At 37.6% G+C, this 14,892-nt stretch carries 15 protein-coding genes; 8 read left to right on the top strand and 7 right to left on the bottom strand.

Annotated elements, in window-relative coordinates; all coding sequences use genetic code 11:
• Positions 1-28: 28 nt before the first annotated feature.
• The 4 genes from OB69_RS08965 to rho all read right to left on the bottom strand — a co-directional run bounded on the left by OB69_RS08965 (position 29) and on the right by rho (position 6,516).
• A complete protein-coding gene (locus tag OB69_RS08965; protein ID WP_185096891.1) occupies positions 29-2,002 on the bottom strand; it encodes a histidine kinase dimerization/phosphoacceptor domain -containing protein in 1,974 nt (657 codons plus the stop codon).
• Between the two features lie 71 nt (positions 2,003-2,073).
• Positions 2,074-2,685, bottom strand: a complete 612-nt coding sequence (locus tag OB69_RS08960) for a response regulator transcription factor (protein ID WP_053223383.1) — start codon at positions 2,683-2,685, stop codon at positions 2,074-2,076.
• Between the two features lie 6 nt (positions 2,686-2,691).
• Positions 2,692-4,653: a histidine kinase dimerization/phosphoacceptor domain -containing protein gene (locus OB69_RS08955; RefSeq protein WP_053223382.1), complete on the bottom strand. Its 1,962-nt coding sequence runs from the start codon at positions 4,651-4,653 to the stop codon at positions 2,692-2,694.
• A gap of 201 nt (positions 4,654-4,854) precedes the next feature.
• On the bottom strand, positions 4,855-6,516 hold the full coding sequence (rho, locus tag OB69_RS08950) for a transcription termination factor Rho (RefSeq protein WP_053223381.1): 1,662 nt from the start codon (positions 6,514-6,516) through the stop codon (positions 4,855-4,857).
• 259 nt (positions 6,517-6,775) lie between these two features.
• Here rho and serS point away from each other — a divergent pair, with 259 nt between their 5' ends.
• Together serS and OB69_RS08940 are read left to right on the top strand one after the other, a co-directional pair.
• Positions 6,776-8,047 (top strand): serine--tRNA ligase, encoded by a 1,272-nt coding sequence (serS, locus tag OB69_RS08945; protein WP_053223380.1) that lies wholly within the window; start codon positions 6,776-6,778, stop codon positions 8,045-8,047.
• 46 nt (positions 8,048-8,093) lie between these two features.
• Positions 8,094-8,570 (top strand): GNAT family N-acetyltransferase, encoded by a 477-nt coding sequence (locus tag OB69_RS08940; protein WP_053223379.1) that lies wholly within the window; start codon positions 8,094-8,096, stop codon positions 8,568-8,570.
• A gap of 6 nt (positions 8,571-8,576) precedes the next feature.
• Here OB69_RS08940 and OB69_RS08935 read toward each other — a convergent pair whose 3' ends face one another.
• From OB69_RS08935 to OB69_RS08925, 3 genes are all read right to left on the bottom strand, one after another.
• On the bottom strand, positions 8,577-8,978 hold the full coding sequence (locus OB69_RS08935) for a type II toxin-antitoxin system VapC family toxin (RefSeq protein WP_053223378.1): 402 nt from the start codon (positions 8,976-8,978) through the stop codon (positions 8,577-8,579).
• Positions 8,959-9,186, bottom strand: coding sequence for a hypothetical protein (locus tag OB69_RS08930; protein ID WP_053223377.1), 228 nt, complete (start codon positions 9,184-9,186; stop codon positions 8,959-8,961). The genes OB69_RS08935 and OB69_RS08930 overlap by 20 nt, the downstream gene beginning before the upstream one ends.
• Before the next feature lie 122 nt (positions 9,187-9,308).
• Entirely contained in the window at positions 9,309-9,611 is a 303-nt protein-coding gene (locus tag OB69_RS08925) for a DUF4286 family protein (RefSeq protein ID WP_053223376.1), read from the bottom strand.
• A gap of 80 nt (positions 9,612-9,691) precedes the next feature.
• Between OB69_RS08925 and OB69_RS08920 the strand changes: the two genes are divergently transcribed.
• The 6 genes from OB69_RS08920 (at position 9,692) to OB69_RS08895 (ending at position 14,849) form a co-directional block, all read left to right on the top strand.
• Entirely contained in the window at positions 9,692-10,342 is a 651-nt protein-coding gene (locus OB69_RS08920; RefSeq protein ID WP_053223375.1) for a carotenoid biosynthesis protein, read from the top strand.
• Between the two features lie 42 nt (positions 10,343-10,384).
• Complete coding sequence (locus OB69_RS08915) at positions 10,385-10,834, top strand: sterol desaturase family protein (protein ID WP_053223491.1); 450 nt, start codon at positions 10,385-10,387, stop codon at positions 10,832-10,834.
• A 2-nt stretch (positions 10,835-10,836) separates the two neighbouring features.
• The gene (locus OB69_RS08910; protein ID WP_053223374.1) at positions 10,837-11,736 is read left to right on the top strand and encodes a MerR family transcriptional regulator; all 900 of its coding nucleotides are present in this window, start codon (positions 10,837-10,839) and stop codon (positions 11,734-11,736) included.
• A 252-nt stretch (positions 11,737-11,988) separates the two neighbouring features.
• On the top strand, positions 11,989-12,498 hold the full coding sequence (locus OB69_RS08905; RefSeq protein WP_053223490.1) for an RNA polymerase sigma factor: 510 nt from the start codon (positions 11,989-11,991) through the stop codon (positions 12,496-12,498).
• 12 nt (positions 12,499-12,510) lie between these two features.
• Positions 12,511-13,986, top strand: a complete 1,476-nt coding sequence (locus tag OB69_RS08900) for a phytoene desaturase family protein (RefSeq protein WP_053223373.1) — start codon at positions 12,511-12,513, stop codon at positions 13,984-13,986.
• Between the two features lie 26 nt (positions 13,987-14,012).
• Positions 14,013-14,849, top strand: a complete 837-nt coding sequence (locus OB69_RS08895; RefSeq protein WP_053223372.1) for a phytoene/squalene synthase family protein — start codon at positions 14,013-14,015, stop codon at positions 14,847-14,849.
• The last annotated feature ends 43 nt before the right edge of the window (positions 14,850-14,892 follow it).

The following is a 14,892-nucleotide window of genomic DNA, read 5'->3' as shown; positions in this document are numbered from 1 at the left end:
TTGTGATTAAATAATTGAAAAAGCTTTTTTAGGCGTTTACAAACTCGCTTTGTGTAAAGTAAATTTTGAATACCGCACCATTATCATACTCGTATTCGTAGTGGCCGTGTAGTTGGAGCGCCAAACGACTGATGAGCCAAATTCCCGTACTTTTTGTGGTTTTGATATCGAAACTTGGAGGTAAGCCTGGTCCGTTGTCTTTAAAAACAAACAGGTTTTGTCCATTCTTTTCATAAAGGCTTACTTCTAGCTTTAACTGGTTGTTATTTTTTGTGGCATATTTAAAGGCATTGGTAACAAGCTCGTTTGCAATAAGCCCAAGTGGAACCATATTATCGATGTCGAGCGTAAAATTAGGGTCTACATCCATTTTAACCTTGGAGGTTTGCCCTTCAAAGGACTTTTGAATTTCACTGATTAGATTTTGAAGATAGCCAGCCAAATGGATAGTTAGGCTATCATTATTATAAAGTTGATTGTGGATGAGCGCCATTGATCTTACCCTGCTTTTTCCTTCTGATATGAGATCTTTTGTAGCTTGGTCATCCACTCCTTTTGCTTGTAACTCTAATAAGCTAGAAAGAATTTGAAAGTTATTTTTTACTCTATGATGAATTTCTGTTAGAAGCAGCTCTTTTTGATGAAGTTCACTTTCTACTTGGTCGGTTTTTACTTGAAGCAACTGGCTGAGCTTCTTCTGTTTAATAAAGCCGTAATAAATGATTATGGCCACAATAAGGATAGCAACTCCCACGAATAGAATCATCAATTTTGATCTTTTCTGAAGGGTGGTTTCATATTCAGATTTTAGGAGTCGTTCGGCATTTTTGAGGCTATCGGTCATCTGTTTTTGTCTGAAATCGTAAGCCAACTCAAGCTCTTTAACTTCTCTTATTTTCTCTTCGCTAAATAAGGAGTCTTTTAATGCCACATATGTATTGAGGAATTTATGAGCGTTAGCATAGTCTTTTTGCTTTTGATATAAATCATTCAAATACAAAGCAATGTCCATCTGGTCTTTCTTTTTGCCTAGTGTTTTCCAAATATTGTAGCCTTTTAAAAAATAGGAAATTGCTCTTTTGTTGTTACCTACATTAGCCCAATATGAACCTTGGGCCACACTCACTAATCCGGTAAAATCGGGTTTGTTGATTTCGGGAAGCAAAACCTCAATCTGTTCTAAATAATACTTGGTGCTATCAAATTGATTTGCATCTCTATAAGTATCGGCCAAATGTTTATAAGCGAATGCTTTACCATAGGTGAAATTTGCTTGTTTTGCGTAGTTGATTGATTCCTTAAGTACAGCCTTTCTTTTTTCAAACGAAACGCAGTTACAAAGGGAATAAACGCTTGCTAAATTATTCGACCAAATGTTCAATTTTCTGGCCTCTCCTTCAGGTTTTAATATTTCAATAATCTGGCTGATCCTATCAGCACTCTCATCATATTCACCCAATGAATAATATATAAATGACTCTCTGTTGAGTATATCTGTAATTACCGATTTATTGTTTGGTGTGTTCTCTGCCAAAATCTTACTTCTATTCAATTCTTGTAATGATTCTGGGTATTGACCCAAGTGATTATGCACAGACGATAACATTAATCGTCCGCTAATAACAGATACTGTGTTTTGTGATTTTTCGGCTAAATAAACCACTTCTTTAGCAAAAAAAAGGGTGCTGTCATAATCGTTTTGAAGTTGCTTTGAGTAGGCTATTTGATAGGTAGCGTCAATTATGTTTGCGGTATCTTGTTGAGCGCTATAATAATTGAGTGCATTTTGAGCATGCCTTTGCATTTCAATTCCATCATAACTCGAAATTTTGGCTAGTTTAAGCTCTATTTCAGCCAGCTTAGCAAAGTCTTCCATTTCCCTAACTAGCTCGATTTGGGCAGAAAATAATTTACTTAGGCTGTCTTCCGATCTCGTTTGAGTAATAATTTGCTCCAAACTGTCCATTTTTATTTTTAGAGTATTTTGAGCAAGAATACTCATTGGCATCAGTATAAAAATGCCAAAGATTGTTATCTGGCGGATGAGATGCTTTTTGAACTGGGAGATCATAATTATTGAATATACTGATTATTCTCCATTACCCACTTAAGAAGTGAATGGGTTCCCGATGCCAAATCTAATTTTACACAGATATTGTGTCGGTGATTCTTAATTGTACTTTCACTAACGCAGAGTTGTTCGGCTATTTCTTTGGTGGAAAGGTTCTCGGCTATTTTTCTAATTACCACTTTTTCCATAGCCGTTAAGTTACTAATCTGTTCTGAGTCTGCAGTTACTTTGGTTTCAGAGTAGCGTTTTTGGTTATTAAAAGCAATTTCAATGGCTGTCATTACATCAGTAGCTCCGTATGGTTTAACAAGGTAGGCGTAGGGCATTGTGTTTTTGGCTAACTCTAAAGTTTTAGAATCAGTATGTGACGACAGATAAATGAAAGGAATATTTAAATGCTCTTGAATGTATTCGGCTACGTCCATTCCGGTTTTTCTTCCCCCCAAGTTAATATCTAGAATAGCCATGTCTATTGACTCGTTTGACAACACTTCTATGGCTTGTTTATAAGAAAGGGCTGGTTCCAAGGCGTCATAACCAAGTTTAATCAAGGTGCTACAAAGATCATCTGCAATAATTACTTCATCATCTACCACTAATATCCGCTTCTTCATGATATATTAATCAACAAGTGTCATTCTCTTTTTCTCATCAGCAAATACAATCGTAAAAGTATTTCCAGAATTATAGCTATAGCTAAGGCTTCCGTGTAATTGCTTTGTTAGTCGTGAAGCTAGCTTAAGACCAAATCCTTTTTTTGTCATTTGCTCAAATGTATGGGGCATTGGATATCCATTATCTTGGCATGTTAAGTTAAACATTCCATCCTTTCTAAGGTGAAGTTTAAGCAGAATTTCTAGGTAATGATTTTTGCTGATGGCATGTTTATAAGAATTAGTCAACAACTCATTTAAAATTAAACCGAGAGAGATTGATGTGTCTAAATCAAAGTTCGGATGGCAGTCAAAGTCTACCGAAAGGTGATACTCGATATTTTCAGTCTGAATGGAATTGATTTTTTCTGCCAACTCAATTACGTAATCTCTAAAATCAATGGTTGCGATATCATCTGTTCGATACAAGAACTGATGAATCATCGACATGGCCACAACTCTACTTCTGCTTTCTTCAATGGCTTTGGCAGAGTCTTCTGTTCCGCTCCATTCTTGTTGCATGTTGAGCAAACTTGAAATCAGTTGTAAGTTGTTTTTTACTCTGTGGTGAATTTCTTTGAAAAGGGTTTCTATTCGTTCATTTCGTTCTTGTAAAACTATTTTCTGATCTTCTATCTCTCTTGTTCTTTCGGCTACCTCGTTCTCAATTTTTTTATTCTGTTCATGCAATACAATGTTCAGCCTTTTGAGTGCTAAATTCTTTTCTTTCTCGTGTTGCCTCATTCTAATGCCAATGGCAATGGAAAAAATAAGCACCTGCACCAACGACCCTAGTGAGCTGGTATACAAAAGCACAACGGACTTAGATACAAAAATGTACTTCCATGTTAATGAAGCAATTATAAGAGTTAACCCGAAAATGATTAAGCCTACTAAAAACACCTTTCTGCTTTTTTCTACCTTTTTCCAAAGGGCAAAAAGCATAATATGAAACAAGGCAATGTCAATCATAAGCAGCTTAATACTCATGTCAGTCATGAGTCCATAATTTTGGTAGACTGCCGTAAGCACCACACCGATTACTGTGCGTAAAACGGTTAGAATAATCAGGCCAATAAATACTTTATACCAAAAGGGAAATTTTCTTTTTAACTCAAGAAAGCTAATGGCTAAAAGCAACATTCCTAAATGGCCAAATTGAGACCAAGGCATAGTGAAGTTAAGCCCAGTTTTTGGAGCGTTGGGCAGAATCCAGTCTACAAAGTAGTTTTGCACAGAGAAGGCATACATGCCCATTCCTAGCGCGAACATGGCCAGCCACAAATATGGCATGTATCGATAAACACCGAACTGTATAAGTGAGTAAATCACGAAAATCAGGCAAGCGCCAAAGAATAATAAATCCTGTACTTGAGCTTGTGTTTTTTTGGTGCGGAAGGTTTTGCTATCCATAAAGTTACCCTTGAAAGCTCTGCCATGAACTCTAAAGTAAATGTCATGAGTAACTCCTTTTTTCAGAATAAACGAAACATGCGCCCGACTATCTCCGGGGTTAAGCCCTGATTTCTTTTGAAACGATCCATACCGAGCCGTAAAAATTTCTCCATTTTCTAATACCTGAAAGAGCTGACTGTTGATCGACCTAAAACCTTCTACAATTACCTCTAAATCGTTACTTGTTGTGTTTTGTAGGCTTAGTTTGATCCAGTAAAACCCAGTGATATTATTTGGACCAGTTACTTGATTATTGAATGGTGGGTTTTCAATAATATCATTTAAAGTTAGTGCGTCAGTGGTATCTTCAAAAACAAGTAGTGATTTCCCCTTACTGACCGAAAAATCAAATAAGGGTGAATCGATTGTGATTACCTCTTGGGCATGTAAAACGGAACTCGAATGTAGGAGTACAAGCAGAATTATACCCCAAACAAAACCAGTGTGCTTTTTCAGAATTTCTAGTTGTAGCATTATTGCTATTATCGGTTTGCGAAAAGAAGATTAGAGATATGTTGAGGTAGGTAGATTGATGTATTCAATCTCTGACCAATTTGCTATAATAATTTAGTTCTTCCTCTCATTTACTTCAATTTAGTCTTTATGTAGAAAGCAGTGAAACAAAAAAAGCGACCATCTTTCGATAATCGCTTTTAATTTTTCGACTTGGAAGAATTATCCGTTCATAGAAATCAAGAACTCTTCGTTGTCTTTCGTTCCTTTCATTCTGTCTAATAAGAATTCCATGGCTTCGATTGAGTTCATGTCCGACATGAATTTTCTCAGAATCCAAACACGTTGTAATTCCTCTTTGCTCATCAATAGATCTTCTCTTCTTGTACCAGAAGCAGGAACATCGATAGCAGGATAAACACGCTTGTTGGCCAGTTTTCTATCTAACTGAAGCTCCATGTTACCCGTACCTTTGAATTCTTCAAAGATTACTTCGTCCATTTTAGAACCAGTTTCAATTAAGGCAGTAGCGATAATTGAAAGCGAACCTCCGTTTTCTACGTTTCTTGCAGCACCAAAGAATCTTTTTGGTCTGTGGAGTGCGTTTGCATCTACACCACCCGAAAGAATTTTACCAGAAGAAGGCACTACGGTGTTGTAAGCTCTGGCCAAACGTGTAATTGAATCCAAAAGAATAACTACATCATGACCACACTCAACCATTCTTTTCGCTTTCTCTAACACAATGTTAGAAACCTTTACATGCCTATCTGCTTGTTCATCGAAAGTAGAAGATACTACCTCTGCTTTTACGCTTCTGGCCATATCAGTAACCTCTTCAGGTCTTTCATCAATCAATAAAATGATCAGATAAATTTCAGGGTGGTTTTCAGCAATCGCGTTAGCAATTTCTTTTAATAAAACAGTTTTACCCGTTTTAGGCTGCGCCACAATCATACCTCTTTGCCCTTTACCAATTGGAGCAAACATGTCCAAAATTCGGGTTGAAGTAAGGCTTGGCTTAGTACTTAAATTGATTTTCTCTTCAGGGAAAAGTGGGGTTAAGTATTCGAAAGGAACTCTATCACGAATTTCCTCAGTGGTTTTTCCATTTACAGACTCTACTCTTAATAGAGCAAAATATTTTTCACCTTCTTTCGGAGGTCTGATTTGGCCTTTTACAGTATCTCCTGTTTTTAAACCAAATAATTTGATTTGAGAAGGCGATACATAAATATCATCAGGGCTAGCCAAGTAGTTGTAATCCGAAGATCTTAAGAAGCCGTAGCCATCTTGCATAATCTCCAAAACGCCTTCGCTTTCAATTAAGCCGTCAAAATCTTTGATGCTCTGATTGTATTGCTGTTTGTTGTTTTTTCTGTTGTCCCTACGATCACCGTTTTCTCTACGGTCGTTATTTCTTCTTTCTGGCTTAGCATCTCTTGCTTCGCCTTCTTGCTGTTCGCCTTTTTCTTGTTGTTCGCTGTCTTCGTTTTCAGAAGATTTTGGTTGAGCATCCTTTCTTTCCGGACGTGGTCTTGGGGCTCTTACCTCGCGTGGTTTATTCTCTTTTACTTCAGTTTGTTTTTCTTCAGTAGAGTCATCCTTTTTGGCCGAATCTTCTGCTTTTACTTCAGTTACGTTCTCACGTTGAACCCTTCTTTTTGGGCGCTCGGTTCTTTCAGCTTTTTCTTTAGTAGTTTCTTCCTTTTTAACGGCTGCTTTTTTTGGTAAAGCTTCGTCTGGAGTTCGAGCTTGTTGATCAAGAATGGCGTAAATAAGTTCTTGTTTTCCGAGCTTTTTGTAGTTCTTCAAGCTCATCGCTTCTGCAATTTCTTTCAGTTCTGAAAGCAGCATTAGCTTCAATTCTTCAATGGTGTACATAGATTTATACTTTGGGGGAATCCCTTATCCGAATGGGTGGGAGTTAATTAAAATTAATGAAATAATTATTTGAGTAATTCAAGAGATGATGTGCAGAAAAAGATCACTCTCATCCTAGGAACACGCAAGTATAGAGCATCTCCGTCTACTTATCAAACATTCAACGGTAATTTTAATAAAAAGGATATACTTGGCTAGTTTTTCCCCCTCTTTTTTGTAGGAATTGATTTACTTTGCCGCTATAAACGAATATTTAGTTATGCTGCAAATCAGCCAAATTGTAACGGAGAAAGAAAGGGTAATTGAGGGATTGAAGAAACGCAATTTCCCGAATGTTGAACAAGTTTTGGATCAGGCCATTGCGCTTGATGAAAAACGTAAATCATCGCAACAAAGCCTCGACTCCAATTTGGCAGAAGCAAATGCATTAGCCAAAGAAATAGGCGGCTTAATGAAGGCCGGAAAACGCGAAGAGGCCGAAGCCATTAAAAGTAAAACTGCCGAACTCAAATCTGCCAGTAAAGAATTGGCAGAAGCGAAGGATCAAGTAGAAAAGGAGCTTTTGGCTTTGTTGTATACAATTCCAAATGTGCCTCATCCTTCGGTTCCATCAGGAAACACAGACGAGGACAATGAAGTTGTGAAAACAGTTGGTGAAACCCCTAAGCTTTATGCAGGTGCGGTTCCCCATTGGGATTTGATCAAACAGTACGACATTATAGACTTTGACCTAGGTATTAAAATCACTGGCGCTGGTTTTCCTGTTTATAAAGGAAAGGGTGCTCGTTTGCAGCGTTCTTTGGTCAATTTCTTTTTAGATGAAGCAGTGGCCGCAGGCTTTTCTGAAGTACAACCTCCAATTATGGTAAATGAAGCTTCTGGTTATGCTACGGGGCAGTTGCCAGATAAAGAAGGGCAAATGTACCATGTGGGGAATGAGAATTTGTATCTTATTCCTACTGCCGAAGTGCCAATTACCAACTTGTATAGAGATGTAATTGTAAACGAAGACCAACTACCAATTAAGCACACTGGTTTTACGCCTTGTTTTAGAAGAGAAGCAGGAAGCTGGGGAGCGCACGTTCGTGGTTTGAACAGGTTACATCAGTTCGATAAAGTAGAAATTGTTCAGGTTTGTAAACCCGAAGATTCTTACAAAGCGCTGGACGATATGTGTAATCACGTGGCTAATTTGCTTGAAAAGCTTGGGCTTCAATATCGAATTTTAAGACTTTGTGGTGGCGACATTGGCTTTACTTCTGCCCTCACCTTCGATTTTGAAGTATATTCTGCTGCCCAAGAAAAGTGGTTAGAAGTAAGCTCTGTAAGTAATTTTGAGACTTTTCAGGCCAACAGGTTAAAATTGAGATACAAAGACGAGAATAAGAAAACTCAGTTGTTGCATACCTTAAATGGAAGTGCCTTGGCTCTACCTCGAATCATAGCGGCCATTTTAGAGAACAACCAAACACCAGACGGAATCAATATTCCAGAAGTTTTGGTACCATATACTGGCTTCGATAAAATTTAATTGGAATACAATGGGGCTTAGGCCCCATTTCTTTGATATACCCAGCATGAGCATTACCATCAGAAAAGGAACTGCAAAGGATTTAACCCAAGTTTTTGAATTGGTTAAGGAATTGGCAGAATACGAAAAGGCACTTCACGAAGTAGAAAATTCTGTAGAAAGAATGACAGAAGATGCCTTTGGGAAGAAGCCGATTTTTGAATTCTTTGTGGCCGAAGCAGATGGCAAGATCGAGGGCACGGCTATATTTTATTATCGTTACTCTACTTGGAAGGGCAAAGCTATTTTTCTTGAAGACTTGGTGGTTAGAAAAGCCAAGCGAGGTGCAGGTATTGGTAAAAAACTTTTAGATGCCATTGTTCAAGAAGCCAAGGATGTAGATGCTCGTCAAGTAATGTGGCAAGTGCTCGACTGGAACGAACCCGCTATTAACTTCTACAAAAAATTAGGGGCTAACTTAGATGAAGAATGGATCAATTGTAAGCTAGAGTTGAAGCAGATTCAGGAGTATAAGATGGGGTAGATGAAGTCACCATCTTTCTAAACTTAGCTCTTTAATCTTAGTGAAATGATTATCCCTTGTCACTAAAGGTAGGTTATACTCAATTGCCATAGCAGCAATCCAAACATCGTTTTCTGGAATTGGAGTGCCACCTAGTTTAAGTTTGGACTTTATTCTTCCATAAATTTCAGCAGTAATATCGCTTGTATTTAGCAACTCTACGACTTTCAATAACTTCTGAATTTGATCAGTATGATATGCTTTTCGCTTGGAAGTCTCTGCTCCAAAATACAGCTCTCCTAAAACAGGAATTGGAATGTATGTGATATCGGAGTTCTCAATTCTATCCGCAATTCCCTTTTCACCCTGAAAAAGATCGATTATGATATTAGTATCCAAAAGGAATGAATTACTTCCAGTCTTCTTCATTTATATTTTCGCAAGCTGCCTCAATCTCTTTCTTCATATCATGCGCCTCATCCTTGGTCATTACTCCCAATAAATCATGCGCTGAAGTATTCTTAGCTTTTTTCAGCTTCTCCCTTTTAAGGAGAGATTCGAGCTTATCAATGACCTTTTCATTAGTCAAAGCCAATACCTCTTGAATGAAATGAAGTTTCTTAGCTTTAATATCCATATTCTAAAGTTAGTGAATTTACCAATTCTACAATGCGTTTGTAAATATACGATTGAACATATCTATAGTTATGCAGAGCCTCCTGTTCGAGTCCATCGATCTTTTTAAGCGCAAGAGAAATATCACTCCACTGCCTGAAGCAAAGTTCTAAAAGCAGCGAATTTACCAGGAAAGGCTTCTCCTGCTTTTTGCTGAAGGCCGGGCGCGTGTTGGCCAAGGTAAGCTTGTAATTTGCTATGATCTTCAGCAAAATATTGAATGCTATAAGACGAAGAGTCTTCTTCTTCTCTCATCACTTTAAAAAATTTATACTCAACAAAAGCACCTGTAGCCATTACTTCGGGAATATGAATATCGCGCATCCACACTTTCCAATCTTCCTCTACAGTTTTTTCAATTGCTACGGTAACGTTGTATAAGATCATAAATATTAGATTTACTGCAAATCTAAAACAATCTGCTTGAACCCTAAAACAATAAGCGGTTCATCAAGTTTTTCAAAATCATGTTAAAACAACTTCTCTCAACTGGTCGTCAAAATCAACGTATTGCTTTTATTTTACTTATAGCCATGCATACGGCTGGGGTATTGGGTTTGTATTTTGAAGAAAGTAGAGCGCTTTTTCAGTCGCTTACACCTTTTAACCTATTGCTTACAGCCGCTATTATTTTTCATTTTGAAGAAGGCAAGAATATCAAATACTTCATCTTCATTATTTTCACCTTTCTATTCGGGTTTTTTATTGAAGTGGCAGGCGTTAAAACAGGAGCCATCTTTGGTGAATATGCTTATGGCCCAACTTTAGGTTTTAAAGTATTTGCTGTACCTCTTACTATTGGCCTGAACTGGGCGATACTTATCTATATTACCGGAATCGCCAGCAACAGACTCTCCAGTAACTTTTGGGTTCGGAGCGCTGTTGGAGCGGGAATGATGGTGACACTTGATTTACTGATTGAGCCAGTGGCCATCCGTTATGATTTTTGGCAGTGGGCGGGCTCCGATATCCCACTCCGCAACTATTTAAGTTGGTACCTAATTTCTTTCTTTCTTCATGTAATTTTTCAAAAATTGGACTTTTCTAAAAACAATCCGCTTGCAATAAAGCTTCTTATTATAGAAATGGCGTTTTTCGTAAGTCTTAACCTAATTTGAATTTTTGTTAAACAAAGCATCAAACATTGAGTTATGCCGCTGATGATTAAAGCTGTATTGTGGTTAGTGGTGGGTTTCGTGCTTATGGAAACCTTTTCATGGTGGATTCACAAGTATATCATGCATGGGGTTTTATGGAAAATTCACAAAACACACCATCAACATACAAAGGGTTATTTTGAATTGAATGACCTTTTTACACTCCTTTTTGGAGGAGCGGCCGTAGTGCTGATCTTCTTAGGAGTTGAAAATTTAGATTACAGGTTTTGGTTAGGTTGCGGAATTAGTTTGTACGGAATGCTTTACTTTGTTTTACACGATGTACTCATTCACAAAAGATTAAAGCTTCTTGGTCGACCAAAGTCTAAATATTTAAAAGCAATTACAAGGGCACATAGGGCGCATCACAAATCAAAAGAAAAAGACGATTCAGTATCGTTTGGTTTGTTTGTAGTGCCGAAAAAGTATTTTAACGAGGAAGGAGAAAGTTAGCCGTGGCGAATTATTCAATCAAAGATTTAGAACATTTATCAGGAATTAAGGCCCATACTTTACGTATTTGGGAACAGCGCTATAACCTTATTAATCCTAAGAGAACAGAAACCAATATTAGGTTTTATGATCAAGACGACCTGAAGCTTATTCTGAATGTGTCACTGTTAAAAGACAATGGCATTAAGATATCGAAGATTGCCGAAATGACTCGGGAACAATTGAACGAAGCCATTATCAATATTTCAGATAGCAGCACCAACTTCGCTGATCAGATTTATGCCCTTACCTTGTGCATGATTGATTTAGACGAACAGCGCTTCGAAAAAATAATAAATTCAAATACCCTTAAGCATGGTTTTGAACGAACCATGACAAACTTGGTAATTCCGTTTTTATCTAAAATCGGAGTAATGTGGCTTACAGATGCCATTAACCCTGCTCAAGAGCACTTTATTAGTCATTTAGTGCGACAGAAAATTATGGTTGCTATTGATGGTCAACAGACCAATATTGATAGTTCTGCAAAAAAATATATGCTGTTTTTACCAGAGGGGGAGCTTCATGAGCTCATATTGCTTTTCGCAAATTATCTCATAAAATCAAGAGGCGGAAGAGTGATATACCTTGGCCAAACATTACCCATTACTGACTTAAAGATGGCGCATGAAATTTATGAGCCTGAGTATTTATTAACTGTGCTTACTGGTAAACCTCAAAACTCTACACCGAAAGAATACATTGAAGAGCTATCAAATCTTTTTCCTAGTTCAGAAATTTTAGTCAGTGGACGGCAGGTGGTTGGTCAAGACCTAGAACTACCCAATAACGTTACTATCCTGGCAAGCCTTAATGACCTGATCACTTTTGCGGAAGAGAATTCCACAGTCGATACCCCATAAGGGTAATATTTTCTACACTAGAAGTGATGCCTTAAAAAATGATGACATTCTGAAAGAATTATTTTTTAGGAACACAAATTTTTTCAAAACACCTTTCTATTTCCTTTTAGGCAATTAATCGTGCCTTTTATATTGATTTTTAGATCGATGCGGGGTCTAAAACTAAATCGTATTTTAAAAAACATCATGGTTTTTGTTTGTATTTTGTTTAACCTTTATAGATATTTGTTAAACAAAATTAAAAAGACAGCCATGACAGTTCTAGAATACAACCACGAGATCGGACTAATGAGTAAGTCACTAAAACCTTTTGCTCTAAAGCTGACTAGAGATTCTGAAGACGCAAATGATTTGCTTCAGGAAACTCTGATGAAAGCGTACAAGAACAGAGATAAGTTTTCTGAAGGAACAAATCTCAAGGCATGGTTGTATACCATAATGAAAAATACCTTCATCACTAATTATCAGAAAATGATGAGAAGAGGTACTTTCATTGACACCACAGATAATCTTCATTTCATAAATTCTTCGAGCACTAAAATTGAAAATAATGCTTACGGAGATTTTACTCTTAATGACATCAATAAGTCAATCGATCAACTTGATGATGTATACAAAATACCTTTCATGATGTACTTCAGAGGGTTTAAATATCAAGAGATTGCTGATAGAGAACAAATTCCGATTGGCACAGTAAAAAATAGAATTCACATTGCTAGGAAACTTTTAAAGGATAAATTAAGCGTATATAAGTCACGTTAATAAATATCCTCGATGAGTAAAGGCAAGGTGGTAGTTATAGGTTCTGGTTTTGCTGGTTTTTCAGCAGCCATATGCCTAGCCGATAAAGGATTTAAAGTTAAGATATTAGAAAAAAACACCTCCATTGGAGGCCGAGCCCGACAGTTTACAGAGTCGGGCTTTACTTTTGATATGGGGCCGAGTTGGTATTGGATGCCCGATGTGTTCGAATCCTTCTTCAATCATTTTGGGAAAACCACAGCCGATTATTACGAACTAATCAGGCTAGACCCTTCCTATCAGGTAATCCACGGTAAAAATGATTTTATGCCTATTCCTGCCAATATGCAGGAAATAGAAAAATTATTTGACTCAATTGAGCCGGGGGCAGGAAATCAATTACGGGAATTTCTGAAAATAGCCGAGTATAAGTACGAAGTAGGAATTAATAAATTCGTTTATAAACCTAGCCGTTCCGTACTCGAGTTTGCAAACTCAAAACTAGCCATTGACGCTGTGAGGCTTCAAATCTTTCAATCAATGGCTAAGCACGTTCGAAAATTTTTTAAGAACGAACGGCTTATCCAGCTAATGGAGTTTCCAGTGCTGTTCTTGGGAGCCCTTCCAGAAAATACTCCGGCCATGTACAGCTTAATGAACTATGCGGATATGGCATTAGGAACTTGGTATCCTAAAGGTGGAATGTATAAAATCATTGAAGCGCTGGAAAGCTTGGCCAAAGAAAAAGGAGTTGAAATTCTTACCAATCACGAAGTAACTTCCATCAATTATATAGGAAAGAAAGCCACTAGCGTTAGTACAAACCACGGTGATTTTACGGCTGATGTTGTAGTGGCTGGCGCTGACTATCATCATGTGGATAGCATGTTGCTCGATAGTGAGACTAGAAATTACGATGAGGCTTATTGGGACAAACGAGTAATGGCTCCGAGTTCGCTCCTATATTATATTGGGGTAAACAAAAAATTAGACGGACTTCTTCATCACAATTTATTTTTCGATACAGATTTTGGGCCGCATGCGCATGATATTTATACCGTAGCAAAATGGCCAGAGAAACCACTTTTTTATATTTCGGCACCTTCCAAAACAGATGACACCGTTGCGCCAGAAGGCTGCGAAAATATTTTCATGCTCATTCCTGTGGCTCCTGGTTTAGATGATACCGAAGAAATTAGAGAACACTATTTCGACCTGATTTTGGAACGAATGAAGGATAGAATGGGGCTCGACTTTAAAGAAAACATAGTATACAAGCGATCTTTTGCTCATAAAGATTTCGTAAGTGACTATAATGCTTTTAAGGGGAATGCGTATGGTTTGGCGAATACACTAACCCAAACTGCAATTTTAAAACCTCAATTGGCAAACAAAAAGTTAAACAATCTGTTTTACACCGGTCAACTAACCGTGCCAGGCCCTGGAGTTCCTCCAAGTTTAATCTCTGGGCAAGTGGTGGCAAAAGAAATTATCAAGGATTTTGCCTAAATGGCGAATAGATTTTGTAAATTATAATGATGGATTTATTCAACCAAACCTCATTGGAGTGCAGTAGGCTAATTACCCAGCGCTACAGCACATCATTCACCTTAGGCATAAAAACCTTAGACAAGAAATTCCATCTGCCTGTATATGCCATCTACGGCTTTGTGAGGTATGCCGATGAGATTGTGGATACTTTCCACGATTATGACAAAAGAACACTTCTTCAAGATTTTAAAGCAGAAACCTACAAGGCGATTGAAGATGGCGTAAGCTTTAACCCTGTTCTGCATTCATTTCAGTTAGTGGTGAACCAATACAAAATTGACCATGACTTGATCGAAGCATTTCTATACAGTATGGAACTGGACTTGGAAGAAACCACATATGACAAAACGGGCTATGAACAATATATATATGGTTCGGCCGAAGTGGTGGGGTTAATGTGTTTAAAGGTGTTCTGCGAAAACAATCAAGAGCTTTATGACTCGCTTGTAGCGCCTGCTAAAAAGCTTGGCGCTGCTTTTCAGAAAGTAAATTTTATAAGAGACATTAAAAGTGATTACGAAGAAAGAGGACGGGTTTATTTTCCGGGCGTAGATTTTAACCAGTTTACCAAACCCGCAAAGGATTTGATTGAGCAGGATATTCAAAAGGATTTTGACGAAGCACTGGAGGGAATTCTTCGTTTGCCCAAAGGGGCTAAACTGGGGGTCTACCTGGCTTATAGGTACTATTTAAAGCTTTTCAGAAAAATAAAAAGGCTGCCAGCTTCGCGTATTAAACAAGAAAGAATAAGGATAAAGGACAGCATGAAAATGCGTATTCTGCTGTTGACTTATTTTCAACATAGAATCAAAGTACTCTAGTTTTCGTTTATAAGTAGAGTTTAGATAATCGTAGAAATTTTAA

It is taken from the genome of Roseivirga seohaensis subsp. aquiponti (genome assembly GCF_001267955.1).
In the GTDB taxonomy this organism is placed as follows: Bacteria; Bacteroidota; Bacteroidia; order Cytophagales; family Cyclobacteriaceae; genus Roseivirga; species Roseivirga seohaensis.
This window is presented reverse-complemented; position numbering and strand designations above follow the sequence as displayed.